The 23,938-nt window shown below is 68.6% G+C and carries 20 protein-coding genes and 2 pseudogenes; 17 read left to right on the forward strand and 5 right to left on the reverse strand.

Annotated elements, in window-relative coordinates; translation table 11 throughout:
• Positions 1-31 precede the first annotated feature (31 nt).
• The 6 genes from ABTX18_RS34435 (at position 32) to ABTX18_RS34460 (ending at position 4,773) form a co-directional block, all read left to right on the forward strand.
• Positions 32-811 (forward strand): exodeoxyribonuclease III, encoded by a 780-nt coding sequence (locus ABTX18_RS34435; RefSeq protein ID WP_352126736.1) that lies wholly within the window; start codon positions 32-34, stop codon positions 809-811.
• A gap of 187 nt (positions 812-998) precedes the next feature.
• Positions 999-1,439 carry a DUF6278 family protein gene (locus ABTX18_RS34440; protein WP_352126737.1) on the forward strand — a complete coding sequence of 147 codons (441 nt, stop codon included), beginning with the start codon at positions 999-1,001 and terminating at the stop codon, positions 1,437-1,439.
• A gap of 133 nt (positions 1,440-1,572) precedes the next feature.
• Positions 1,573-2,316: an amino acid ABC transporter ATP-binding protein gene (locus ABTX18_RS34445; protein ID WP_352126738.1), complete on the forward strand. Its 744-nt coding sequence runs from the start codon at positions 1,573-1,575 to the stop codon at positions 2,314-2,316.
• A gap of 14 nt (positions 2,317-2,330) precedes the next feature.
• Complete coding sequence (locus ABTX18_RS34450; protein ID WP_352126739.1) at positions 2,331-3,242, forward strand: glutamate ABC transporter substrate-binding protein; 912 nt, start codon at positions 2,331-2,333, stop codon at positions 3,240-3,242.
• A gap of 17 nt (positions 3,243-3,259) precedes the next feature.
• Positions 3,260-3,904 (forward strand): amino acid ABC transporter permease, encoded by a 645-nt coding sequence (locus ABTX18_RS34455; protein ID WP_352126740.1) that lies wholly within the window; start codon positions 3,260-3,262, stop codon positions 3,902-3,904.
• The gene (locus ABTX18_RS34460; RefSeq protein WP_352126741.1) at positions 3,901-4,773 is read left to right on the forward strand and encodes an amino acid ABC transporter permease; all 873 of its coding nucleotides are present in this window, start codon (positions 3,901-3,903) and stop codon (positions 4,771-4,773) included. Before ABTX18_RS34455 ends, ABTX18_RS34460 begins: the two co-directional genes overlap by 4 nt.
• Positions 4,774-4,948: 175 nt before the next feature.
• Here the strand turns inward: ABTX18_RS34460 and ABTX18_RS34465 are convergent, their stop codons facing one another.
• Positions 4,949-6,181, reverse strand: a complete 1,233-nt coding sequence (locus tag ABTX18_RS34465) for a L,D-transpeptidase (protein ID WP_503061258.1) — start codon at positions 6,179-6,181, stop codon at positions 4,949-4,951.
• A 223-nt stretch (positions 6,182-6,404) separates the two neighbouring features.
• Between ABTX18_RS34465 and ABTX18_RS34470 the strand changes: the two genes are divergently transcribed.
• The 5 genes from ABTX18_RS34470 to ABTX18_RS34490 all read left to right on the forward strand — a co-directional run bounded on the left by ABTX18_RS34470 (position 6,405) and on the right by ABTX18_RS34490 (position 11,969).
• Complete coding sequence (locus tag ABTX18_RS34470) at positions 6,405-7,568, forward strand: lipid II:glycine glycyltransferase FemX (protein WP_352126742.1); 1,164 nt, start codon at positions 6,405-6,407, stop codon at positions 7,566-7,568.
• Entirely contained in the window at positions 7,565-9,256 is a 1,692-nt protein-coding gene (gene murJ / locus ABTX18_RS34475; protein ID WP_352126743.1) for a murein biosynthesis integral membrane protein MurJ, read from the forward strand. Before ABTX18_RS34470 ends, murJ begins: the two co-directional genes overlap by 4 nt.
• 63 nt (positions 9,257-9,319) lie before the next feature.
• Complete coding sequence (locus ABTX18_RS34480; RefSeq protein WP_352126744.1) at positions 9,320-10,003, forward strand: response regulator; 684 nt, start codon at positions 9,320-9,322, stop codon at positions 10,001-10,003.
• On the forward strand, positions 10,000-11,436 hold the full coding sequence (locus ABTX18_RS34485) for an ATP-binding protein (protein ID WP_352126745.1): 1,437 nt from the start codon (positions 10,000-10,002) through the stop codon (positions 11,434-11,436). Before ABTX18_RS34480 ends, ABTX18_RS34485 begins: the two co-directional genes overlap by 4 nt.
• Entirely contained in the window at positions 11,433-11,969 is a 537-nt protein-coding gene (locus ABTX18_RS34490; RefSeq protein ID WP_352126746.1) for a hypothetical protein, read from the forward strand. Before ABTX18_RS34485 ends, ABTX18_RS34490 begins: the two co-directional genes overlap by 4 nt.
• A 35-nt stretch (positions 11,970-12,004) precedes the next feature.
• On the opposite strand, the gene ABTX18_RS34495 is transcribed toward ABTX18_RS34490, so the two are convergent.
• Entirely contained in the window at positions 12,005-13,198 is a 1,194-nt protein-coding gene (locus tag ABTX18_RS34495; RefSeq protein WP_352126747.1) for an MFS transporter, read from the reverse strand.
• A 99-nt stretch (positions 13,199-13,297) separates the two neighbouring features.
• Here ABTX18_RS34495 and ABTX18_RS34500 point away from each other — a divergent pair, with 99 nt between their 5' ends.
• Positions 13,298-14,383, forward strand: coding sequence for a DUF5937 family protein (locus tag ABTX18_RS34500; RefSeq protein WP_352126748.1), 1,086 nt, complete (start codon positions 13,298-13,300; stop codon positions 14,381-14,383).
• 82 nt (positions 14,384-14,465) lie between these two features.
• On the opposite strand, the gene ABTX18_RS34505 is transcribed toward ABTX18_RS34500, so the two are convergent.
• Together ABTX18_RS34505 and ABTX18_RS34510 are read right to left on the reverse strand one after the other, a co-directional pair.
• The gene (locus ABTX18_RS34505) at positions 14,466-15,533 is read right to left on the reverse strand and encodes a glycoside hydrolase family 11 protein (protein ID WP_352126749.1); all 1,068 of its coding nucleotides are present in this window, start codon (positions 15,531-15,533) and stop codon (positions 14,466-14,468) included.
• A gap of 413 nt (positions 15,534-15,946) precedes the next feature.
• Positions 15,947-16,372, reverse strand: a pseudogene (locus ABTX18_RS34510) (hypothetical protein); the annotation flags it as partial.
• Positions 16,373-17,135: 763 nt separating this feature from the next.
• Between ABTX18_RS34510 and ABTX18_RS34515 the strand changes: the two are divergent.
• A complete protein-coding gene (locus ABTX18_RS34515) occupies positions 17,136-19,058 on the forward strand; it encodes an ATP-dependent nuclease (RefSeq protein WP_352126750.1) in 1,923 nt (640 codons plus the stop codon).
• A 3-nt stretch (positions 19,059-19,061) separates the two neighbouring features.
• Positions 19,062-20,963 (forward strand): UvrD-helicase domain-containing protein, encoded by a 1,902-nt coding sequence (locus ABTX18_RS34520; RefSeq protein WP_352126751.1) that lies wholly within the window; start codon positions 19,062-19,064, stop codon positions 20,961-20,963.
• A 46-nt stretch (positions 20,964-21,009) separates the two neighbouring features.
• On the opposite strand, the gene ABTX18_RS34525 is transcribed toward ABTX18_RS34520, so the two are convergent.
• The gene (locus tag ABTX18_RS34525; protein WP_352126752.1) at positions 21,010-22,401 is read right to left on the reverse strand and encodes a hypothetical protein; all 1,392 of its coding nucleotides are present in this window, start codon (positions 22,399-22,401) and stop codon (positions 21,010-21,012) included.
• Positions 22,402-22,667: 266 nt separating this feature from the next.
• Here ABTX18_RS34525 and ABTX18_RS34530 point away from each other — a divergent pair.
• The 3 genes and pseudogenes from ABTX18_RS34530 to ABTX18_RS34540 all read left to right on the forward strand — a co-directional run.
• Positions 22,668-23,117, forward strand: a pseudogene (locus ABTX18_RS34530) (recombinase family protein); the annotation flags it as partial.
• Positions 23,118-23,257: 140 nt separating this feature from the next.
• The gene (locus tag ABTX18_RS34535) at positions 23,258-23,563 is read left to right on the forward strand and encodes a transposase (protein ID WP_352126753.1); all 306 of its coding nucleotides are present in this window, start codon (positions 23,258-23,260) and stop codon (positions 23,561-23,563) included.
• Positions 23,564-23,613: 50 nt separating this feature from the next.
• Positions 23,614-23,938 (forward strand): IS3 family transposase (locus tag ABTX18_RS34540; protein ID WP_352126754.1); only part of this gene is annotated, 325 nt, incomplete at its 3' end.

Genomic DNA, 23,938 nt, shown 5'->3' on the forward strand with positions numbered 1-23,938 from the left:
GCTGTCAGTGGGAGCCGCTAGGTTTACGTACATGCGCATCGCCACCTACAACGTCAATTCGATCACCGCCCGCCTGCCCCGGCTGCTGGCCTGGCTGGAGAGCAGCGGCACGGACGTGCTGTGCGTCCAGGAGACCAAGTGCACGCCCGAGCAGTTCCCGGCCGACGCGCTGCGGGAGCTCGGCTACGAGTCCGCGGTCCACGCCACGGGCCGTTGGAACGGGGTGGCGCTGATCTCCCGCGTCGGCCTGACCGACGTCGTGTCGGGGCTGCCCGGCGGCCCCGACTTCGAGGGAGTGCAGGAGCCCCGGGCCATCAGCGGGACCTGCGGCCCGGTCCGTCTCTGGTCGGTGTACGTGCCGAACGGCCGCGAGGTGGCGCACGACCACTACGCGTACAAGCTGCGCTGGTTCGAAGCGCTGCAGAAGGCGGTGGCGTCGGACGCGGCGGGGGCGCTGCCGTTCGCCGTCCTCGGTGACTTCAACGTAGCCCCGACCGACGAGGACGTCTGGGACCCGGCGCTCTTCGAGGGCTCGACCCATGTCACCCCCGCCGAGCGGGCCGCCCTCGCCGCCCTGCGCGAGGAGGGCCTCGCCGAGGTGATGCCCCGCCCGCTGAAGTACGACCGCCCGTACACCTTCTGGGACTACCGCCAGCTGCGCTTCCCGAAGAACAAGGGCATGCGCATCGACCTCGTCTACGGCAACGCCCCGTTCACCGCCGCCGTCAAGGACAGCTACGTGGACCGCGAGGAGCGCAAGGGCAAGGGCGCCTCCGACCACGCCCCCGTGGTCGTCGACCTCGACCTCTGAGCCTGTCCGGCCTCCAGCAGTCCTCGGAGCCCGTACGGCCAGGTGAGCGCCGGCCACCAGCAGTCCTCTGAGCCCGTACGGCCTCCAGCAATCCGGAACGCGAGGTGTACGGGGGGTGTTGGGCGCGCGAACGACAGGCCGCGCGCCCTGTGGTGCGGATCCGGGCAGGGATGGGACCCTGAGCGGTATGAACATCCCTTTCTTGGACAACTGGCGTAAGCGTCACGACGGAACGCGGGAGGCGGGGCTCGCAGCCGCCGTCGAGGCCGATCCGGAAGGCGTGGCCGAAATGCTCGCCGAATGTGAGCTGCTCCGCGTCCGGGTGGGGGAGCGCGGGCTCGAACTCGACGACACTCCGGCCTCGTTGGCGGCGCTGGATCAGCTGCCGCCCCGCTGGCGCGACGATCCGGAGGAGCTGCCCTGGCTGGGCAACGACGCGGGGCTCTATCTCGGCACCGTCCTGGTGCGCAACGTCGAAGGCGCGCTCTGGCACATCTGGCCGAGCGGTCAGCCCGTGGTGCGCCTCGCCTCGGGGCGGGAGATCGATGTGGTCGCGGCCGGACTCGACTGGGCGATGACGGGCAGCCCCGAGCTCTCGCAGGTCTACTCGGAGTCGGCCGAGGGGTGAGCCCCGGCCGCGCGCACCGCGCGGCGCGATAAAACGCCTTATGACCCATTTACGCGTGTCGGGTGTGAAGTCCCTTTCCGGGGCGGATAGTTTGCGCTGACCTCGACAAAGCGATAAGTGGGTAGGGCAGCGTATGGCCGTCGATCCGTTGATCGAGCTGCATGGCGTCAATAAGTTCTACGGAAAGTTGCACGTACTGCAGGACATCAATCTCACCGTCGGCCGCGGGGAGGTGGTGGTGGTCATCGGCCCCTCCGGCTCCGGTAAGTCGACGCTCTGCCGGACCATCAACCGCCTCGAGACGATCGAGTCGGGCCGCATCTCCATCGACGGCAGACCCCTGCCCGAGGAGGGCAAGGGCCTGGCGCAGCTGAGGGCCGAAGTCGGCATGGTCTTCCAGTCGTTCAACCTGTTCGCGCACAAGACCGTGCTGGCGAACGTCTCGCTGGCGCAGCTCAAGGTCCGCAAACGGAACAAGGGCGAGGCCGACCGGCGGTCCCGGGAACTGCTGGAGCGTGTGGGGCTCGTCGGTCAGGCCGACAAGTACCCCGCCCAGCTCTCCGGCGGCCAGCAGCAGCGCGTGGCCATCGCCCGCGCCCTTGCCATGGACCCCAAGGCGCTTCTCTTCGACGAGCCCACCTCGGCCCTCGACCCGGAGATGATCAACGAGGTGCTGGAGGTGATGCAGCAGCTCGCCCGCGAGGGCATGACCATGGTCGTCGTCACGCATGAGATGGGCTTCGCCCGCTCCGCGGCCAACCGTGTGGTCTTCATGGCCGACGGCCGCATCATCGAGGACCGCACCCCGGAGGACTTCTTCACCGCCCCGGAGAGCGACCGCGCCAAGGACTTCCTGTCCAAGATCCTCAAGCACTGACGGGAGGCCCTGTGTTGCGTACGAGAAAACTGCTGGCCGCCTGTGCCGGTCTCCTGCTGGCCGTGCTCGCCGCGGGCTGCGGGAAGGATGGCAGCCCGCCGGTGAAGGGCCCGCAGGCCGGGGCGCTGCCGGTCTACAAGGTCGACACCGGCTTCCGGCTGCCGGACTCCCGGACCTGGACGCAGGCGAAGAAGCGCGGCTATCTGCGGGTGGGGGCCAAGGAGGACCAGCCCTACCTCGGCGAGAAGGACCCGGCATCGGGCGTCTACTCGGGCTTCGACATCGAGATCGCCCGGATGATGGCCGCCTCGCTGGGCTTCGATCCGAAGACGATCAGGTTCAAGACGATCGCCTCCGCCAACCGCGAGACCGCCCTGCAGAACGGGCAGATCGACTACTACGTCGGCACGTACACCATCAACGACATGCGCAAGAAGCTCGTCGGATTCGCCGGCCCCTACTACATGGCGGGTCAGGGGCTGCTGGTCCGCACCGACGAGGACGACATCCACGGACCTCAGGACCTGGCCGGCAAGACGGTCTGTTCGGCGGCCGGTTCGACCCCGTACCAGCGGATCGCCGCCGACTACCCGAAGGCGAAGCTGGTCGCCTACGACACGTACTCGATCTGCGTCGACAACCTGCTGACGTACCAGGTCGACGTCGTCACCACCGATGACGCGATCCTGCTGGGCTTCGCCGCGAAGGCCCCCGACGAGATGAAGGTCGTCGGCAAGCCGTTCTCCGAGGAGCCGTACGGCATCGGCGTCCCGCGCAGCGACAACGCGCTGCGGTTCGCGCTCGACGACGCGCTGGAGACCAACGAGAAGAACGGCAACTGGAAGAAGGCCTTCGAGGCGACGCTCGGCCTCTCCGGGACACCCGCGCCGAAGCCGCCGCCCATCGACCGCTACCCGGCGAACTGAGAGGAGGGCCACGACACATGTACGTACTCACCGACAACTTCTCGCTCTACGCCAAGGGCTTCCTCGGCACCGTCGAGCTAACCTTCTACGCCTCGCTCCTGGCACTGGCCGTCGGATTCCTGATGGCGTCCTTCCGGGTGGCGCCCGTCGGTTCGCTCCGGGTGATCGGCACGGTCTGGGTGACGGTCCTGCGCAACACCCCGCTGACGCTGCTGTTCTTCGCCGTGCTGCTCGGTCTGCCGCGCTTCGGCCTGGTGCTGCCGTTCAACGTCTTCGCGATCCTCGCGCTCGGCTGCTACACCTCCGCGTTCATCTGCGAGGTGCTCCGCTCCGGCATCAACACCGTGCCCACCGGGCAGGGCGAGGCGGCGCGGAGTCTCGGCATGACGTTCGGTCAGACGCTCGGCAACGTGGTGCTTCCGCAGGCGTTCCGCTCGGTGATCCCGCCGATCGGCTCGACGCTCATCGCGCTCGCCAAGAACTCGGCGATCGCCGGGGCGTTCAGCGTCACCGAGCTGCTCGGCACCTACAAAACCCTCAACGAGCTGGGCTACAGCATCATCTGGACCTTCGTCTGGATCGCCGTCGGGTACCTGATCATCACTCTGACCATCAGCGCGATCTTCAACGTGCTGGAAAAGCGCTGGGGAGTCGCCCGATGACCGCTCACTCCGCCGCCGGCGCGACCGTGCTCTACGACATCCCCGGACCGCAGACCCGCAAGCGGCACCGCGTGTACGGGATCGTCTCGACGGCCCTGATCCTTGCCCTGGTCGGCTGGGTGATCTATCTGCTCTTCGACACCGACCAGTTCACCAGCGCCAAGTGGACGCCCTTCGAGTACAAGGGCATCCAGGAGCTGCTCCTGCGCGGGCTCGGCAACACCCTCAAGGCGTTCGCCTACGCCGCGGTGCTCTCGCTGGCGCTCGGTGCCGTCCTCGCGGTGGGCAGGCTCTCCGACCACCGGCCGGTGCGCTGGGTGGCGACGATCCTGGTCGAGTTCTTCCGTGCCATGCCGGTCCTGGTGATGATCTTCTTCATCTTCGTGGCGCTGAAGGTCCAGCCGCTGCCCGCCCTGGTCGCCGGACTGACGCTCTACAACGGCTCGGTGCTCGCCGAGGTGTTCCGTACGGGCATCAACTCGGTCGAACGGGGCCAGGGCGAGGCGGCGTCCGCCCTGGGCATGCGCAAGACGCAGGTCACGACCTTCGTCCTGGCCCCGCAGGCCGTGCGCGCGATGCTGCCCACCATCATCAGCCAGTTGGTGGTGGCGCTGAAGGACACCTCGCTGGGCTACCTGATCACGTACGAGGAATTTCTTCACGCGGGGAAGCTCATCGCGTCCAACCTCGACTACGATCTGCCCTTCATCCCCGTGGTGATGGTGATCTCGCCGATCTACATCGGGATGTGCATGCTGCTCTCCTGGTTCGCCACCTGGGTGGCGAGGCGTCAGCGGCGCAACCCGAAGACGGAGGCGACGGGCGTGGGCCCGGCCCAGCCGGCCACGCTGATGCCTGGAGCGCAGTAGCCCGGTCCTGCCGCGAGGCGGCCCGGGGGAGCGGTGCCCGTCCGGCAGCAGCCGGTGATCACTTCTCGCCCCTCGCACGGATGCCTGCGAAGGCCCGTGCCGGGCGGGGAGAAGGTCAGCTGCGTGCCGGCCGTGCCGGTCGTACCGGTCATGCGGACCGTCGCCCGTCGAGCCGTCAGCCGAGAGCGCTCCTGGTCTGCCAGTCGGCCCAGGAGACGTTCCACGCCCCGTAGCCGTTGCCCTCCGCGACCGTGCCCTTGGCGTCCGCGCCGGTGATCTCGAAAGGGTCGCCGACGCGGACCTGGCGGTAGAGGGACGCGGCGTCGGCGTCGCTCATCCCCACGCAGCCCGAACTGCGGTTGGCGACACCGAAGTACGCCGCGTTCCACGGCGCGGCATGGGCGTACATGCCCGACCAGGTCAGCCGCATCGAGAAGTCGACCATCTTGTCGTACGCGTCCCCGAGGCCCACCGTCTCGGAGTTCATGTTGATGGTGCCCTCCTTCGCCATCAGCACGGCGGTGCCCCGCCAGGACGCCTTGTCACCGCCCGGTGTGCCGGCCGACATGGGCACGTCCATGACCGTCCGGCCGTCCCGCTTCAGCGCCAGCCGGTGACGGTCCAGGTCGACCTTGACCACCTGACTGCTGCCGACGGTGAACGTCGTGGCGTAGTCGCGTACGAACCAGCCGCCCGAGGGGCCCGAGTCGACGCCGTTGAGATCGGCGTCGAGGGTGATGCGGGTGCCGGACTTCCAGTAGTCCTTGGGCCGCCAGTCGACGCGGTCCCGGCCCGAGTGGTCGACCAGCCAGCCCCAGGAGCCCTCGGTGTCGTTCGAGGTGGAGACCTTGAGCGCCTTCTCGACCGCCGCCCTGTTCTTCACCGGATGATCGAACACGATGGAGAGCGGCTGGGCGATCCCGACCGTGGTGTTCTTGCCGGGGGCCAGGGTCAGCTTGTTCACCTGGCCGGCCGGCGCAGTGGTGAACCCCGCCGTGTCACTGCCGCCGCCGGTGTCCTTCGCCTCGACGCGGTACGTGGTGCCGGGCGCGGCCGGCCGGTTGGACGTCCAGGTCCTGCCGTCGGGGGAGAGCCGGCCGACGAGGGCGCCGCCGCCGTCCGCCGACACCGTGACGGTGCGCAGCTTCCCGGCGGTCAGCGTCACCGTCACCGGCTTGCCCGCGGTGGCCGTGGCGCCGCGCAGGTTCACCGAGATCCGGGTCTCCGCGGCCTTCGAGGGGCCGGCGCTCTGCTCCCGGCCGTCATGACCCGAGGCGGCCGCGCCGCCGGAGCAGGCCGTGAGGGCGGCGCCGAGCACCGCGGTGCCGGCGATGAGGGCGAACCGGGCAGGACGGACGGGATACGCGGAACGGACGAGTCCCGGACGGGTGGCTATGAAAGGCAGCAAGGGAAAACCTCCTGGTCCATGCGCTCTCGTCGAAGGAGCGGCATTCACCGGAGCCTAAGTTCCGTGAATCCGCAGAAATGCGCGAATGCGGTGTGTGACAGGAAGCGCAGCGCAACGGTCACCGTCCGGTCACATCGGGCGCGCAGCCCCGTCATGCCCCGCTGTGAGCATCCTGTGCAGCCCCGCAGAACCGCCGCGGGGCCCACGAGGGAGGGCCACGGACATGTCAGCGCTGCTCGCGACCGGAGACCGCAGCCGTCACCAGGACCTACGGATCCGCGGTCTGACGGCCGCCGAGCACCGGGCGCACGTGGCCGCACGGGCGGACGCGAGCTTCCTCCAGTACCCGTCCTGGGCGGGTGTGAAGGACCAGTGGTCGTCGGAAATGGTCGGCTGGTCCGGCGACGACGGAGAATTGGCCGGCAGTGCGTTGATTCTCTACCGGCAATTCCCCGGCACCCGCAAATACTTCGCCTATCTGCCGGAAGGACCCGTGGCGGACTGGGCGGATCCCGGAATCGACCGCTGGCTGGGGCCGCTCATGACCCACCTGCGCGGTGCGGGCGCGTTCGCCGTACGCATCGGACCGTCCCCGGCCTACCGGCGCTGGGACACCGCCCGCCTGAAGGCCGCCACCGGTCCCGGCCGCACCGTCGGTGACGTACTGGCGCGCGAGGTCGACCCCCTCGGCGCGGCCCTGGCCGACCGGCTGCGGGCCCGCGGCTGGCGTCGCTGCGGCGGGGACGGCGACGACGCGGACGCCCAGCCCCGGTACGTGTTCCGGGTGCCGCTGACCGGCCGGACCTCCGACGACCTGTGGGCGGGGCTCAACCAGGAATGGCGCCGCAACGTCCGCAAGGCGGGCAGGGCCGGTGTGCGCATCGTCACCGGGAGCGCGGCCGAACTCCCCGAGTTCCACCGGCTGCTGCGGCTCACCGAGGAGCGCGACGGCTTCCGGCTCGGCCGCTCCCTCGCCTACTACCAGCGCCAGTACGCCGTACTCAACGCCGAACAGCCCGGCCGGATGAAGCTCTGCCTCGCCGTGCACCAGGGCGAGATACTCGCCGCCCACACGATGATCAGTACCGGGAACCGGGTCTGGTACCAGACGGGCGCGTCCGCCGACCACCGTCGCGAGGTACGCCCCAGCAACGCCCTGCAGTGGCAGATGCTTCTCGACGCCCACGCCCAGGGCGCACAGGTGTACGACATGCGCGGGGTATCCTCCACCCTCGATCCCGACGACCGCCCCTTCGGGCTGCTGCGCTGGAAGTTCGGCACCGGCGGGCAGGTCGTGGAGACCCTCGGAGAGTGGGAGACATCGGTGGGCGGAGCCGCGAACAAGACGCTGTACCGGGCGTTCCAGGCCTACCTGGCGCGCCGGTGACGGCGGCGGACGCGACCACCGCCACGGTCGCCACGGAGGAGGACGAGCCGCGGAAGTCCGGCTCGGTGCTGCGCAGCGGCGCCGTGATGGCCGCCGGGTCCGTGTTCTCACGCGCGACGGGGTTCATCCGCTCGGCGGTCGTCGTCGCCGCGCTCGGCACCGGGCTGCGGGCCGACGGCTACACGGTCGCCAACACCGTCCCCAACATCCTCTACATGCTGCTGATCGGCGGCGCCCTCAACGCCGTCTTCGTCCCCGAGCTCGTCCGGGCCGCCCGGGAGCACGCCGACGGCGGGACCGCCTACACCGATCGCCTGCTCACCCTCTGCACGGTGGGGCTCCTCGCGCTCACCGCGTTGGCCGTCGTCGGCGCCCCGCTGATCATCTCGGTGTACGCCCCCACCTACGACGGCGACCAGGCCGAACTCACCATCGCTCTGGCCCGCTACTGCCTGCCCCAGATCCTTTTCTACGGACTCTTCACCCTCCTCGGGCAAGTGCTCAACGCCCGCAACCGGTTCGGGGCCATGATGTGGACCCCCGTCCTCAACAACCTCGTGATCATCGCCGTGTTCGGGCTGTACCTCTGGACGGCGGCGGGCTCGCACGGCGAACTGACCTCGGCCCAGGCCCAGTGGCTCGGCTGGGGGACCACCGCCGGGATCGCCGTACAGACCCTCGCGCTGATACCCGCCCTGCGCGCCGCGAAGTTCCGCTGGCGGCCGCGGTTCGACTGGCGCGGCAGCGGACTCGCCCGACCGCTGCGGGCGGCCGGGTGGCTCGTCATGCTCGTGCTCACCAACCAGGCCGCCTACTGGGTGGTGACCCGGCTCTCCACCGCCACCGGCCAGCACGCGGCGGAGCAGGGCCTGGTGGGAGGCGCGGGCTACACCGCGTACAGCTACGCCTACCAGCTCTGGGTGGTGCCCCAGGGCATCGTGACCGTCAGCCTCGTCACCGCGCTGATGCCGCGGATGAGCCGGTCCGCCGCCGACGGGGACCTCGCCGGGGTGCGGCGCGACGTCTCGTACGCGCTGCGGACCTCCTCCGCCGTCGTGGTCCCGGCCGCCGCCGCCCTGCTCGCCCTCGCCCCGTGGGTGATGGGCTCCGTCTTCGGGTACGGACAGACCGGCCCGGCGGACATCACCGTGATGGCGGGCATGATGGCCGCCTTCGCACCGGGACTCGTCGCATTCTCCGGGCAGTACGTGCTCTCCCGAGGCTTCTACGCGATGGGCGACACCCGCACGCCCTTCCTCCTCAACCTGGTGATCGCCGCGCTCAACGCCGGACTCTCGGCCGCCGCCTATCTGCTGCTGCCCGCGCGCTGGGCGGTGACGGGGATGGCGGGGGCGTACTCCGTGGCCCTGTTCGCCGGGTTCGCCGTCACCGCGTCCGTACTGCACCGCAGGGTCTCCGCATCCGGCAGGCGGGGACCCTGGCTCCTGCGCTCGCCGGGGGTGTGGGCACATGCCCGGCTGGTGGCCGCGTGCGTCCCCGCGGGATTCCTGGCGTACGCGGCGGCCCGCGCCGTCGACACGGACGGGCCGGGGATCGGCGACTTCGCCGCGGCCGGGACCGGAGTGCTGGTCCTCTTCCTCGTGGTGGCCCTGCTTGCCCGCCCGCTGCGGCTGACCGAGGTAGACACCGCGCTGAGCGCCGTACGCGGCCGGCTGCGACGCACGTGAGGCAGCACCGGCCGTACGCGCACCCTTCCGAATCCACCCCTTGATCACTGGGATACTGACGCCATGCCTCGCGTGCTGCTGATCGAAGACGACCCCTCCGTACGGGAAGGGGTCGAGCTGGGGCTGCGCAGGCGCGGGCACGACATGCGGACCGTCGGCACGGGCGAGGCGGGGCTGGCCGCACTCGACGAGTTCCGGCCCGAACTCGTCCTGCTCGACCTCATGCTGCCCGGAATGAACGGCGTCCAGGTCTGCCGCCGCATCCGGGAGACCAGCCAGCTGCCGATCATCATGCTCACCGCACGCGGCGACGACTTCGACGTGGTCGTCGGGCTGGAGGCCGGCGCCGACGACTACATCGTCAAACCCGCCCGCACCGAGGTCATCGAGGCCAGGATCCGCGCGGTGCTGCGGCGGCTCGCCGAACCCGCCGGCCGCAACGGCGTCGAGACCCACGGCGCACTGACGGTCGACCGGGCCGGCCTCACCGTCGCCAAGGCAGGGGAGCGGCTGCTCCTCGCCCCCTCCGAACTGAAGCTGCTGCTGCACCTGTCGGCCGCACCCGAACAGGTCTTCAGCCGCCAGCAGCTCCTCGAATACGTGTGGGAGCACAGCTACCACGGCGACGCCCGGCTGGTCGACGCCTGCGTGCGCAGGCTGCGGCAGAAGATCGAGGACGTGCCGGGATCCCCGCTCTACATCCAGACCGTCCGCGGCTTCGGCTACCGCTTCGGGCCGCTGGCATGAGACTGTTCTCCGCCCGGTTCGGGCTGCGCACCCGGCTCATAGCCGCGTTCCTGTTCGTCGCCGCGGTCAGCGCCGCCACCACGGCGGCCCTGACCTACCGCGAGGCACGCTCGTCGATCCTCCAGCAGGCGCAGGACACCGCCGTAGCCCAGTTCCGGGACCGGATCACCGCACGCGGCCTCGACCTCCCACCCGACCAGGCCGGACTGCGGGACATGTGCCTGGCCCTGGCCCGCGACGGCAAGTCGCACACGTGGACCGTCTTCGCCGAGTACGGGGACCTGCGGGTCTCCTCATCCGACCGGCCGGTCTCCAGCGTGATCACGGCCTCCCTGCGGGCGGCGGCCCGGAACAACAGTCACGGCTCGTTCCAGCGGGTCGTCAAGGACGGCAAGCCCTGGCTGACCGTCGGCATGCCGACCTTGTTCAACCGCGGCGACGGCCGCCAGCCCACCGGCCTCGTGCTCTACGCCGTGATGCCGCTCACCACCGAGGAGGCGAACGTCGCCGCCATGGTCACCGCGGCCCGCGACGGCGCCCTGCCCGCCCTGCTCATCGCCCTGGTCCCGGCCCTGCTCGCCGCGCGCAGCGTCCTGCGTCCGGTACGCGATCTGCGCCGCGCCGCGGCAGGCATCGGCCGTGGGGAGCTGGACACCCGGATCGCGGTGAGCGGGACCGACGAACTCGCCGAACTGGCATGGACGTTCAACGAATCGTCGACCAAGCTCCAGGAATCCGTCGAGGAACTCCGCCGGGCCGAGGAGCGGGCCCGGCGCTTCGCCTCGGACGTCTCGCACGAACTGCGCACCCCGCTCGCCGGCATGCTCGCCGTGACCGAGGTGCTCGACGAGGACGCCGCCGGACTGCGCCCCGACACCGCGGCGGCCGTCCGGCTGATCAGTACCGAGACCGGGAAGCTCGCCACGCTCGTCGAGGACCTGATGGAGATCTCCAGGTTCGACGCCGGGGCCGTCGATCTCCACAGCGACGAGGTCGACGTCGCCGAGACCATCCGCAAGACCCTTCAGGCCCGTCACTGGGACGGCCGGGTGCGCACCGAACTCCCCGACGGCGTACGGGCGGTGCTCGACCCGCGGCGCTTCGACGTGGTCGTCGCCAACCTGGTCGGAAACGCCCTGCGGCACGGGGCCGAGCCCGTCACCGTACGACTGCGGACCGGGCGGCGGGACGGGGCGGCGCGGCTGGTGACGGAGGTCGAGGACAGCGGCCCGGGAATCGACGCCGCCGTGCTCCCGCACATCTTCGACCGCTTCTACAAGGCGGACGCGGCCCGCACGCGATCGACGGGAAGCGGGCTGGGACTGGCGATCACCCGGGAGAACGTCCGGCTGCACGGCGGCACGGTCCACGCCGGGAACGGCCCGGCCGGCGGTGCGGTGTTCACCGTCGAACTGCCGCTGGAGGGACCATGAGGAGCGGGCGCGCGCTCGGCTCGCTGCTGCCCCTGGTGCTGCTGGCCGGGGGCTGCGGCATCCGGGCGACGGAGGTGGTCGAGGCCGGCGAACCGGCGACCGTGCAGGTCCAACCGGCCGGGGAGCTGGGCACGGTCCTGTACTTCGTCTCCTCGTCGGCGGCGGCCCGGCTCATGCCGGTCGTCCGCTCCACCGAGCCGTGGGACGACGGTACCGGGACGGGCGGCTCCTACGGGGAGGAGCCGCCCGCCGGCGCGATCAAGGCCCTCGACATGCTCTTCGCCGGCCCCACCCGGGCGGAGCAAGACATCGGCCTGCGCTCCGAACTTCCCACGAACCGGAGGAAGATGAGCATCGAGCTGAATGCGGAGGGGGTACGGGTCACCCTCGACATGCCGGTCACCCAACTCTCCGAACCCGCACGCCAGCAACTCTTCTGCACCGCTGCCCAGGCCCGGACCGCCGACCGGGGCGAGGCGGTGACGGTGACGGGCACGGACGGCGTCATCGGTCCGGCGCGCTGCTCGGTCTGACGGTCTGACGGTCTGACGGTGGGGCTGGGTCGTGCTCAGGGCTTCTCGGTGGCGACGGCGGAGGCGGAGAGCAGCGTCCCGGCGGCGAGGCTGCCCCAGAGGGCGGCCGAGCCGTGCGGCGCGAGCGCGGTGATGGCGGCCGGGGAGACGGCGAGACCGAAACCCGTGGAGAGCTGGAAGCGCGCGAGAGCCCGTCCCAGGACACGGGCCGGGGCGAGGGCGGTGACGAGCGCGGTCGCGCTGCCGGCATAGACGATCTCGCCCAGGGTGCAGACCACGGACACCGCGGCGACGGCCGGGGCACCCCAGCCGTGCCCCAGTGACGTCGCCACCAGGAAGCCGAGGTAGGACGCGGCGAGGACCACGCCGGCGAGGGCCAGCACGGTCCGCCTGGAGAAGCGGGACATCAGGACGGTCACCGGAACCTGCAGCGTGACCACCAGCACCGTGTTGGCCACGAAGATGGCCGCCGACCACACCGGGGACGCGTGCAACTGCGTCACCAGGACCAGAGGGAGCGCGATCTCGGGGACGTTGAGGCAGAAGGCGTAGATCACGTTGGCGCCCAGCAGTGCGCCCATGCGGGGCGGAGGCCCGGCGTTGCCGTCCTTGGCCCGCGCAGCGGCCGGACGGGCGTGCAGGCGGACCGACCACGCCAAGATCGCGGCAGCGAGATAGGCGAGCCCGGTGACGGCCGCCAGCACCTGCAATGCGGTGGCGCCGCCCGCCAGGCAAGCCGTGGCGAGGAGCGCGCCCACGCCCAGGCCGGCGTTCCGCAGGGCGCGGCCGGCCGCGAGAGCGGTATCGCGTTCCCGGCCGTGAGCAACCGTGGCCACGAGAGCCGCATGGGCGGCCGGCCACGCCTGGTTGCCGATGCCGAGGAAGAGCACCGCCGTGGCGAACAGCGGGACATGGCCCGCGGGGGTGGCCAGCAGCAGCGCCACACCCAGCACCCGCACCAGCATCGACGCTGCCACGACCGTGCTGCGTGCGCCCCGGTCCAGCCATCGGCCGACCGCGGGCAGGCACCCCAGACCCACGACGACGCCGACCGTCATGGCGATACCGGTGGCCGGCGCCGACAGCCTCAGCACCGTCACCCCGTAGAGCAGCAGAAAGGGCCGCAGCAGGCCGGTGCCGACCGCGTCCACGGCCAGGGCCACGGCATAGCGGGGGCCTCCGGAGGCACGGACCAGGGCACGCGGCCGGATCTTGGGGGTGGTTGCCATGGCGTCCACGGTGCGGTCGGCCGCCGGGCCGGGCCCGTCGGTTGACGGACACCGTCAACCGACGCGGCCACCGCCCGTCCGGTCGGTGATGATGAGGGGGTGACCTTGAGGATCGACATCAGCGGCCTGCCGTCCGGGCGACTACGGTTCGTCGCCTCCCCGCTGGCCGAACTGACCGCGATGCTGCACGTGCTGGCCGAACCCGGGCACCATCCGCGACTCGGCGGCTGGGCCGGGGACGTCTGGGCCGGGCTGCGGCCGGAGCTGGCCGAGCGGCTCAGGGAGGCCGAGTTCCTCTGGCGTTCCTCACGAGCCGACTTCCTGGTCCCCGCCCGTCCCCGGCAGACCCTCGCCGAGGAGTTGGACGACGTGGACCGGATCGACGACGAGATGTATGTGACCGCCGCGCTCGTCACCACCTGCGGCAGCAACCGGGTTCACTTCGCCGCACCGTCGCCGCTCACCGACGTGACCGCGCGTGAGCGTGCCCTGGACCTGGCCCAGGCCCGTGGCCCGCTGCAGGAGGCCTTCGCGGAACGGCTGCTCGCGGACCCGGCGGCTGTGCGGGCGAGGGTGCGCGGCACCCTCGAACAGTGCGCGGACGCCTTCTTCGACGCCGCCTGGACCAGCGTCGCCGTGGAGATCGCCACCGATCTGCGCACGAAGAACGACCTGCTGAAGCGACAGGGGAGAGGGGCGGCCCTCGCATCGGTCTCCGAGGCGGTCACCCTGGCGCCGGACGGCGACAGCATCGTCCTGGACAAGCTGCAGGACAAGTCGACCTCCGCCCGCGGCACCGGGGTCACCTTCATCCCCAGTGTCTTCGGCAGCCCGCACCTGGTGGTGGTCCATGCGCACGGGTGGCAGCCGGTGGTGCAGTACCCCGTAGCCGAGCCGGGTTCGGCGGAGCTCGTATCGCTGGAAACGATCACGCTACGGCTGGAGGCCCTCGCCCATCCGGTACGCCAGCGGCTGCTGCGCACCCTGGCCCGCGGCCCGCACACCACCGGCGAACTGGCCCACGCCTGGGAACTCTCGGCCCCGGAGGTGTCGCGCCACCTTGCCGTCCTGCGCCGGGCGGGCCTGCTCACCGCCCAGCGGCAGGGCCGTTACGTCCACTACACCCTCAAGCTGCCCGATCTGACGGCGCTGGGCGCCGACCTGCTGGCGGCCGTACTGCGCTGAGCGGCTTCGCGGCGGGACAGGCCACGGCGCGGTGTCCGGTCGGGCTCCGCGCCGGAGCCTGCGGGTGTGCGGGACGCCGGGGTCAGCCCACGCTGCAGCTGCCGACCGAGGGGGTCGGGCTGCTGGGCCCGCTGACGGTGAAGCCGAACGACGTCGACTGCCCGGCGCCCAGGGTGCGGTTGTAACCGGCCGGGGTCACGGTCAGCACGTTCCCGCTCCGGCTCGAGGTGCCGTTCCAGAGCGAGGTGACCGTCTGGCCGGCGGCCAGATTCACCGGCACCTTCCAGCCGGTGACGCCGCTGCTGCCCGCCTTGATGGTCACCTCACCGTTGAAGCCGCCGTTCCACGCGCTGGTGGTGCGGTACGTGGCGGAGCAGGCGCCCGTCCCCGGAGGGGGAGTGGTTTCCCCGCCCGGAGGCGGAGTGGTGGGCGTGGTGGTCCCGCCGCCCAGGCTGACGCTGGAACTGCCGGTGCTCTGGTAGCCCTCCGTGGCCATGATCATGTAGTAGTTGAACGCGCCCATCGGCATCCCGGCCGCCTGCCAGGCGTCGAAGTGCACACCCGTGTTGATGGTGCCGCTGCTGCGCTTGCTCTGCCGGACGCTCCAGTACTGCTGGAAGGTCTTGGTGCCCTCCACGGAGGGCTGGTTGGTCCGGGTCGACTCGTAGATGTCGTACGTACCGCCGTCGTCGGTGACCGTGCCGCGCTTCGTGCCCGCGGAACCGGGGTTGTACGGGCCGAAGTTCTCCACGATGTAGTACTCGACGAGCGGGTTGGCGGTCCATCCGTACAGCGCCAGGTAGCCGTTGCTGCCCGGGTTGAACGAGCCGGAGTAGGTGACGGCCCGCCGGCTGCCGTTGCTCCAGCCGAGACCGCCGACCCAGTTGTTGGTGCCGCTCCACTGGCTGCTGTACGAGCCGGGCGTGTCGGACAGCGTCATGCTGACGTTGCCCGGGGTGTCGGTCCAGAAGGAGTAGTAGTACCCGTTGTGCGTACCGGTCGCGTTGCTGGTGAGGACCGTTGCGGCGCGGGCCGTGCCGGGCAGCAGCAGTCCTGCTGTCCCGGCCGCGACCAGCGCCCCGGCACTGCCGAGCACCAGTTTCCTGCGGCTGATCTGACGTGGGTCCAAGGGGTGGGAGGTGTCGCTCATGCGTTGTTTCCTCCTCGCGATTAGCGCGGTCTGTGACCAAGGCACGCCGAACACACGTCGGCGTTCATCGATGGGGTGACACAGCCCTGCCGTGCGCGTCCATGCACGGCCCGGGAGCGACACAACAGTCGGGCCTGGTAAGGGAGTTGTCAACGGTTTACGTAACGTTTCCGAAACTTGGGCGACACCTGAAATTGCTTCTTCGCTGGTCAACGCGCGTTGAGGTGCAGCATTGAAAGTCTGAGGCCGGGATGCCGCTCATCCGGGGGAGCCGCGCTTCTCAAAGGTTCGAAACTTTCGAAGCATCGTTCGGCGGAATGTGAGGCAGCGGGTGAGGCGGGTGAGTAAGGCGTGGCGACGGCATCCTCGGGCCGGGCCGCCGCCCCGACGGCGGCTGCCCGGCTCCGGAGTTCTCAGCCCGAGGCGCGGTGCGAGGTCCGGGGCGCGGGTGCCGGAGCCTGGGCCGCCCGGGTCACGTCGCCGACCAGCTCGACCACATCGGGGCCGTACGCCTGGGAGTTGACCACCTTCAGCAGCAGGCAGAAGGTCTGGTTGCCGTGCTTGCGGGCCAGTCGCTCGTAGTTGCGCGCCAGATAGCGGGAAGCCGCCTGGTTGGTGATCGCCTGCTGGCCACAGAACAGGAAGACGGGACGGGCGTCCTGACCCGCCGTCAGCCGCGCCAGGAGCACGTACTCCGCGACGCCCTTATCCGCCCGGTAGCGCTCCGAGCCGATCTGGAAGGCGTTGCGGTCCGGGCCCGGCTCGGGATCCGTGTTGACCTTCACGCCGGGCAGCAGGGAATGCAGGTGGGCGGCCATCCGGCGATTCAGACGCGTTCCGAGGGTCCCACCTTGAACTCAGTTTCGTGACAGCCTCCTGACCTGCGGAAACGTGAGGCCCCCGCTTCGGTGGGGGCCTTCGCCGTGAGGGCGGGAGCCTTGAGCGGCGGCCGCTGCATGTGCGGACGTGGCGCTTCGGTGTCTCCCGACGCTTCATGCGCGGGGTCCCGTGGCCGGACGCCGGGAGTTCTCTGGGCTGCTGCCGGTGGCTATTGCGGCTTCAGGTGCAGGCGTATAACCGGGCTGGTCATCTGTTCGGTGGTCGGCGAGCCCGCGCGGCTCCGGTATATCGCGCTTTGTCGAGCAAAGGCCGCACCTCGTAGGACGGTCAGGATGATATTCGAGCGGTCCATGTCAAACCGACAGGCGACACGTCACGGTGCTTGTGGCGAAGATGGGCGAGGGCGGTCAGCGGTTGATCGACGAACACCAGCGGCCCCATGCCAGCACCCACGACTCGCATCCGCAGTCGGACTGAAGCGCGGCCTGGTGACAACGTCCGTGCCGCAACGGGCTGTCTTCTCGCCGAGTTGCCCGACAACTTCGCCAGACAGGCGCCCCCGCCGACCACGAGCAGCATTCGAGGGCTCATGTCTCGCTGCACACCGTGCACGAACTCGTTCGGCGTGTGGGCTGAGGGAAGCGCGGTGCGATGTCCAATCTCGGAAATGTGTGCAAGGTGTGAGGGAATCGTGCCTATGATGCGTCGAGTTGGCCCGTCCGGCGGTGATTGAGGGGCAGGACGGCTTAAAGACGTCGCGTCGTGCGCCAGGCGCGTGAACGAGAGACCTTGGGGGCCGTCGTGTACCTGGCATGCCTGTATGCCGAAAACTTCCGGATCTTCGGAGCCCCGCCGCAACAGGAAGATGAACCGGATACGCGTCTACGGATGGACTTCGGCCCCTCCACCAACGTTCTGGTCGGCGAGAACGGCAGCGGTAAGACCGCCGTCATCGACGCCATCCGCCTGTGTCTACAGACCACGGCTGGGGACTACTTCCGGATCACCGCCGACGACTTTCACATCCGCGATGGTCGCCGCGCCGACACCTTCACCCTCACCTGCGCCTTCAAGGACCTCACGCCCCAAGAGCAGGCCGTGTTCCTGGAGCTGCTGACCACCGAGGAGGACGGCAGCAGCGCACTCTATGTCAGTGTGCGGGCCCAGCTGATCGATCCCGTGCGTTCGAACCGGGTCTCTCTCGTGACTCGTACGGGTCCGGATGGCAAGGGCCCCACTCTCGACGGCACTGCCAGGGAACTCCTCAAAGCCACCTACCTGCGCCCGCTACGAGATGCCGAATCCGAACTGCGTTCCGGCCGAGGCTCGCGTCTCTCTCAGATCCTCGTCGGCTATCCCGCCATACAGGATCAGGAGAAAAGCGACTTCAACCCGGTCGACGACTCCGCCACCACACTGGTCGGCATCCTTCAGCGCACCGAATACCACCTCGGCCGTAACAAGGCCATCACCGCAGCACGAGACGACATCAACACCAGTTACCTGCAGAAGTTCGCCATCGGTGCTGACGCGCTACGCGGCGAGATCGGCGTCTCGGGCGACGCGACCCTGGTGCGTGCCCTGGAACGCCTGGAACTGCGTCTGTTCGCCGGCTCTAAGGAGTGGACCCGCCACGGGCTGGGATACAGCAACGCACTCTTCATGGCCGCAGAGTTGCTCCTGCTGGGCAACAGTGAACTCGCCCCGCTCCTTCTCATAGAAGAGCCGGAGGCCCACCTCCACCCGCAACTGCAGACTCGCATCATGGATCTGCTGAGCGAGCGTGCCGGAGAATCCAGAGACAAGCCGACCCTACCCGTCCAGGTCATCTGCACCACCCATAGCCCCAACCTCGCTTCGGCGACACCAGTGGAGCACCTCACGTTGGTCTCGCGCGGTGCGACCTTCAGTCTTGCTCCAGGCCAGACCCGCCTGGACCCCGGCGACTACCAATTCCTCTCCCGATTTCTTGACGTCACCAAGGCCAACCTGTTCTTTGCCCGTGGTGTCGCCATCGTCGAAGGTGACGCCGAGGCGATCTTGCTGCCGGCTCTGGCCAAGGCCGTGGGCCGGTCCTTCAACGAACGCGGCGTGAGCATAGTCAACGTTGGTAGCGTCGGGCTCTTCCGCTACAGCCGCATTTTCCAGCGCGACGGCGCGCAAATCCCCGTAGCTGTGGCCTGTATTCGAGACCGCGACCTTGTCCCTGCAGGTACCTGCGCAGATATGCGCAAGGAGCTGAAGTGCTCGGCAGATATGAGTGCCGAGGAGATAGAGCAGCACCTGAATCGACTGATGGTCGAGGACGATGGCAACGTTCGCACCTTCGTCTCCGACTGCTGGACTCTTGAGTACGACCTGGCCGCGGCCTCTTGGACTATGGCAACTCTCATGCACCAGGCTGTCCGCTGTGCCGTCGCGTCCAAGGCTCACTGGCCCACCGCAGCTAGGATCGAAAAGCTAGACAAAGAGGCTCAAGGGCAGGTCCAGCAGTGGAAGGAAGACGGCATATCCTTGGCTGATGCCGCGCTGGACGTTTACAAGCCTCTGCGCTTGAACAATGCCAGCAAGGCCATCGCCGCTCAGCACGCGGCCAGGCTCCTACAGTCCACCCCCGTCACAGACGATGACCTTCCCCCGTACCTGATGGCAGCCCTAACCTACCTTTGCGCTTCAGGGGCCTGACCTATGATTCTTCCCTTCGCACCTGATGCCTTCGCCAAGGACAAGGTCGAGGCCCTGGCCGCCCAGCGCGGCCTCGAACTCACTCACTCCCAGCAGTGGAACTTCCTGCAAAGCACCGAACGGCTCGACCTGCAGGCAGCCCCCGGTTCTGGGAAGACAAGCCTCATAAGCCTCAAACTCACCCTGCTCGCGGAAGGGTGGGCCTCCGCGACGCGTGGAATTTGTGTTCTCTCCCACACCAACACGGCCAAGGGTGAGATTACCCGCCGACTTGTCGATACACGGGCCGGCCGCCGCCTACTGGAATTCCCCCACTTCATAGGGACCATCCAGTCCTTTACCAACACCTTCCTCGCCCTGCCCTCTTTGCGTTCCAGAGGCATCGAGATCCAGGCTGTTGACGACGCCTCCTACGAACACGCAGCCCTGCGCCTTTTGGATAACCACCGCGCCTACTCCAGCCTGAAGGCGTACGTCGAGCGCCGTCACGGCGGACGCGATCTCGTTGCTGGCGCCCACTACGTATGCGACGCCGGCGAACTCACTGTTTCCGGTCCCGCAGGAACCCTGCCCTTCAAGATCACCAGCGCCAGCGGACAGCAGCTGATCCGACTCAAGAACCAACTTGCCGACGAGGGGAGGTTCCGCTACAGCGACATGTTCGCGATCGCCGAACACCACCTCTTGCACCACCCCGACATAGCGCGTGCCGTCGCACACCGCTTCCCGTTCGTACTCCTCGACGAGATGCAAGACACCAACGATCTCCAGCAGCACCTATTGGACCGGGTCTTTGGCGGAGCTGAATCCGTTGTGCAGCGGGTCGGCGACGTCAACCAGGCCATCTTCAGCGACCACGCCCCGGCCCTCGCGCGTCCGTCGGCCTTTCCCTCGCCCTCCGCGTTCCAACTGCCGGTCAGCCGCCGGTTCGGCACCCAGATTGCCGACCTGGCCAGCCTGCTCACCGTTCATCGCCGCCAGGTCATTGACGGAGCCGGCCCCGAGGGAGCCATCGCGGTCCTCCTCTTCGACGATAACTGCGTCGGCGATGTCGTACCCGCCTTCGAACGCCTGGCCAGCGAAACTGTCCCCGACCATCTGCTGGCCACAATGCCACCACGCGTCCTGGCATCGCGCCTGGTCCCGGGAACGGCCAGACAATTCCCTCAGTCGCTCACCTGCTACCTGCCCGCCTTCAGAACCTCCTCAGCTCAGACCACTCCAGAACTGATTGGAGCAGTGCGCGCAGCCCGCACCCACCGGATGGCCGGCGATGGCCGCACCGCAACGCTTCAGGTCTGGGACGCCGTTCGCAGAGTCTTCTGGCAGAGCGCCGGCAGCGCCCTACCGGCGATCCAGCGCATCGACCGCGGTGTTGCCTCGAGCGGCTTGACGATGCGCGTATTGCTACACGACCTGCTCACTGGCGATATCGACGACCCCGCGCAATGGGACGCCCTGATGGGGCGCTTGCGGGAGACGATGACACAGCTTGCGGATGCTCCGACCGTCGCCCCGCGTCGCCTCGATGACCTCCTGTGCCATATTCCACGCCCAGTGCAGTCCACAGAGCTCGCGCCGGATGGCGAAGGCGTGGGGAGGTCGGTAGCCACTTCCATCCAGCGGGCCAAGGGCGAGACGCATGCGGCCACCCTCATCCTTGAGTGTCTCGAGAGCCGCGGCCGCAAGCACGACGTGCACGAGACTCTCGCGCTCGTAGCGCAGTCAAAGGATGTGGACAGTGCCTCGCCGACTCTGCGGAAGGCCGCTCAACTGCTCTTCGTGGGGATCACCCGCCCCACACACCTGCTGGCGTTCGCAGTCCACCGCGCACGCGCCGAGCCGTATCTCGACGCGCTTGAGGCCCGAGGATGGCTGATCCGTGATGTGCTTCCCAAGTATTGAGATCGGCTGCCGCCCCCCTGGTCATGGCAAGTTGTCCCCTGCGTCCCTACCGGTCGCCTGAGTTTCGCTCCGGGAGAATGCGCAGAGCCATGACGGTGCCGTCGTCCCCGAAGGAGACCGGTCCCCAATCGGGCGCGGTCGTTCCGCGGGGCAGAGTGGTGCGCAGTTCGTATGCCCGTCGCCGGTATTCCTCGACTCTTCCGTCGACCAGCAGTTCGTACAGTTCGTCTACCATTCCGGAGAATGCCTCGACGCGGACTCTGTTGAGTCGGAAGACTTGGTCGGTACCGACGTAGGTAGCCGAGCCCATGTCGTGTTTCGCATCGCGGACGCTGGAGGCGCCGGCGAAGGTCCGCTGTGCGTAGTGTTTGTGCCCTTGGCTGGTGGTGAGGTACTGGGCGACTTCGTTGCCCGCCCCGGCGAACGCCAGATGTCCTGCCGCATCGGTGCGTGCAAGGACTTGTCCGTACCAGTTGAGGTCTTTGCCGGGGATGAGGAACCCGTTCTGCAGCCGCTGCCTGCCGGTGCCAGGTACTTTGACGGCGTTGACGTATAGGGGGGCGCGCTCCGAGAGCACGGCATCTGCACTGCGAGGTCCGGTTGCCGGCCTTCCAGGTATCAGAGCGTGGCCGGGTGCTTGTACTGCGTTTACGGTGATGCCTTCCTTTGCCAGTAGCTCGGTGGACATCAAGAGGCATGGGGTGGTGTTCCACTCGGCCAGGTGGAAATGTTCGGCGCGCTCGCTGGCCCTGGCCAGCTGCTTGAACGCTGATCGGTCAGTCTTGCTCGTGCGTTTGGTGGCCGCCTGGTGATTTCCGTTGACCGTCGCCACGCAGAGCTGTGACGGTTCTCCGGGCTTCCATGCTTCTATGAAGAAGTCAGGTCGTGGTCGCGCACCGAGGGTCGGCCGTGAACCGGAGCGTGCGAAGCCCGCGAGGAGGACGGCCTCAGCGTCAACGGTAGAAATCATGTGATCCGGGAAGCGGTTGCGCACAGCGCGTTCCGCTACGGCGAGGCCGAACGCGCGGCCCAACTCCCGTGCCTGCATGGCGCGATAGGAAAGCTCAGGGCTCTGGCCCTCTTCGGTGAGTGTCATGTAGCCACTGGTACTGGAGGCCAGAGCCTGGCAGTACCTCAGTGCCTGCCAGTGCTCAGCGAGCCCTCTGCCGCGCCCCTGCCGCGCCAGGGTGGTGGCCCGCGCGAAGACGCCCAGCACCTCCCAGGGAGTGGTGGGCAGGTCTTCTCGGTCGGCCCCCTGTAGCGGTTCGAGGGTGGGTTTGCGAGCGCTCGGCTCCACGTCGCTTTGCTTCCGTGCGCGTTTTCGGTCGATTGCGGCGGCGGCTTTGTCCGTGCCCACGATGAGAGCGGTGCTCGAGCCTACGTGCACGGGGAACGAGTCGCGAAGAAGAGCGAGTACCTCGGCGGCAGATGCTGACATGAGTGAGGAGGCTAGGAGCAGGTACGGGGGAGCACGCAAGTGCGCATGGGCGTGGACGGGTTCAATCGAACAGTCCCTGAGCGAGGACCTCTGTACCGTGGAGGGAGACAACTCATCTGACTCGTCTGCAGGCTCAAGCTCTGTGGATGTTTCTGCGTATCTGCCTGGCCGGCGTTTCCATGGCGACTTGATCAGGGTAGCGATCACGTGTGCATACGCCTCGTACAGCGGCTTCCGCAGGAGCTGAGCCGAGTCCGGAGAGCAAGGTGCTGCGGGCGGTTGACTACCTGCGGGTGTCGACGGCGGAGCAGGCCAGGGGCTACGGAATCTCGTACTCCGGCAAGGAGACTGCTTCTTACATCCGTGGGAAAGCCTGGGAGCACGTCGGGACCTTTGCCGACGAAGGTGTGTCCGGAGCTTTGGAATCTCATCAACGCCCGCAACTACGGGTGCTGATGGCGGCTGCTCGGGCAGTGCCACGCACCGTCGATGTTGTCGTGGTGAACGAGGGCCGCGTCATCGGCCGGACCGGGCGCGCCTTTTGGAGATGGGTGTGGGAGCTCCAGGACCTCGGGATTTTCGTTGCCGTGGTCAAACGGGACTACGACAACAGCACTCCCGACGGGGAGAGCAAGATGCGCAAGGACGCCGATTACGCGGAGGACGAGCGCGACAACATCCGTGAGCGAACCCAGGGCGGGATCCAGGAGAAGGCCGAGGAGGGCGGATACGTCGGCGGAAAGGTCCCCTACGGCTACCGCGTCGTAGGCCGGGTGCGCACGGGGGAGTGGAGTGACCCCCGAAATTCCGACACCTGGACGCTGGATGTTTCGTCATCCAGGGGAAGTGATCCAAGGTGGCAAAGCGGAAGAACTACCCCGAAGAGTTCAAGCGGGACGCTGTGGACCTGGTGCGTTCCTCGCCGGACCGTTCCCTCACCGACATCGCTCACGGCCTGGGTATCCATCTGGAGACCCTGCGCAAGTGGGTCCGGGAGGACCGGACCCACGTCGAGGCGACGGACGGTGGGGGTGACGCCGGCGTGACCCCTGACGCGAAGGAAGAGCTCAAGCGCCTGCGGCGGGAGAACGCCCGGCTGAAGGAGGACAACGAGATCCTCCGGAAAGCCGCCGCCTATTTCGCGCGGGAGACGACACGGTGATCCGCTTCCGTTTCGTCGACGAGCACAGAGGCGCCCACAGGGTGAAGCGGATGTGTGATGTTCTCGGCTGGGACCGTTCCGGCTACTACGCCTGGCACCAGAACAAGGAGGCGCGGCAGGAGAAGGCCGATGAGGAGGAGGGTCTGGCCTGCCGTATCCGGGAGATTCATACCGATTCTCGGGGAGCTTACGGGGCCCTGCGGATCACCCGGACACTCCGGGACCAGGGTCACGTGGTGAACCGCAAGCGGGTCGCCCGGATCATGCGGGAGCGTGAGATCGTCGGGATAACGCGACGGAAGTCGCGGTCGCTGACGCGACAGGACCGCACGGCGCCGCCGGCGCCGGATCTGATCCTGCGGGACTTCACCGCGC

The sequence above is a fragment of the Streptomyces sp. NPDC096323 genome (genome assembly GCF_040302845.1).
Classification (GTDB): Bacteria; Actinomycetota; Actinomycetes; order Streptomycetales; family Streptomycetaceae; genus Streptomyces.

Bases quoted from the DNA above. Each gene is read 5' to 3' on its own strand.
- ABTX18_RS34435 (WP_352126736.1), top strand. From the start codon at position 32: ATGCGCATCGCCACCTACAACGTCAATTCGATCACCGCCCGCCTGCCC.
- ABTX18_RS34440 (WP_352126737.1), top strand. From the start codon at position 999: ATGAACATCCCTTTCTTGGACAACTGGCGTAAGCGTCACGACGGAACG.
- ABTX18_RS34445 (WP_352126738.1), top strand. From the start codon at position 1,573: ATGGCCGTCGATCCGTTGATCGAGCTGCATGGCGTCAATAAGTTCTAC.
- ABTX18_RS34455 (WP_352126740.1), top strand. From the start codon at position 3,260: ATGTACGTACTCACCGACAACTTCTCGCTCTACGCCAAGGGCTTCCTC.
- ABTX18_RS34460 (WP_352126741.1), top strand. From the start codon at position 3,901: ATGACCGCTCACTCCGCCGCCGGCGCGACCGTGCTCTACGACATCCCC.
- ABTX18_RS34470 (WP_352126742.1), top strand. From the start codon at position 6,405: ATGTCAGCGCTGCTCGCGACCGGAGACCGCAGCCGTCACCAGGACCTA.
- ABTX18_RS34480 (WP_352126744.1), top strand. From the start codon at position 9,320: ATGCCTCGCGTGCTGCTGATCGAAGACGACCCCTCCGTACGGGAAGGG.
- ABTX18_RS34485 (WP_352126745.1), top strand. From the start codon at position 10,000: ATGAGACTGTTCTCCGCCCGGTTCGGGCTGCGCACCCGGCTCATAGCC.
- ABTX18_RS34490 (WP_352126746.1), top strand. From the start codon at position 11,433: ATGAGGAGCGGGCGCGCGCTCGGCTCGCTGCTGCCCCTGGTGCTGCTG.
- ABTX18_RS34495 (WP_352126747.1), bottom strand. From the start codon at position 13,198: ATGGCAACCACCCCCAAGATCCGGCCGCGTGCCCTGGTCCGTGCCTCC.
- ABTX18_RS34505 (WP_352126749.1), bottom strand. From the start codon at position 15,533: ATGAGCGACACCTCCCACCCCTTGGACCCACGTCAGATCAGCCGCAGG.
- ABTX18_RS34520 (WP_352126751.1), top strand. From the start codon at position 19,062: ATGATTCTTCCCTTCGCACCTGATGCCTTCGCCAAGGACAAGGTCGAG.
- ABTX18_RS34525 (WP_352126752.1), bottom strand. From the start codon at position 22,401: ATGTCAGCATCTGCCGCCGAGGTACTCGCTCTTCTTCGCGACTCGTTC.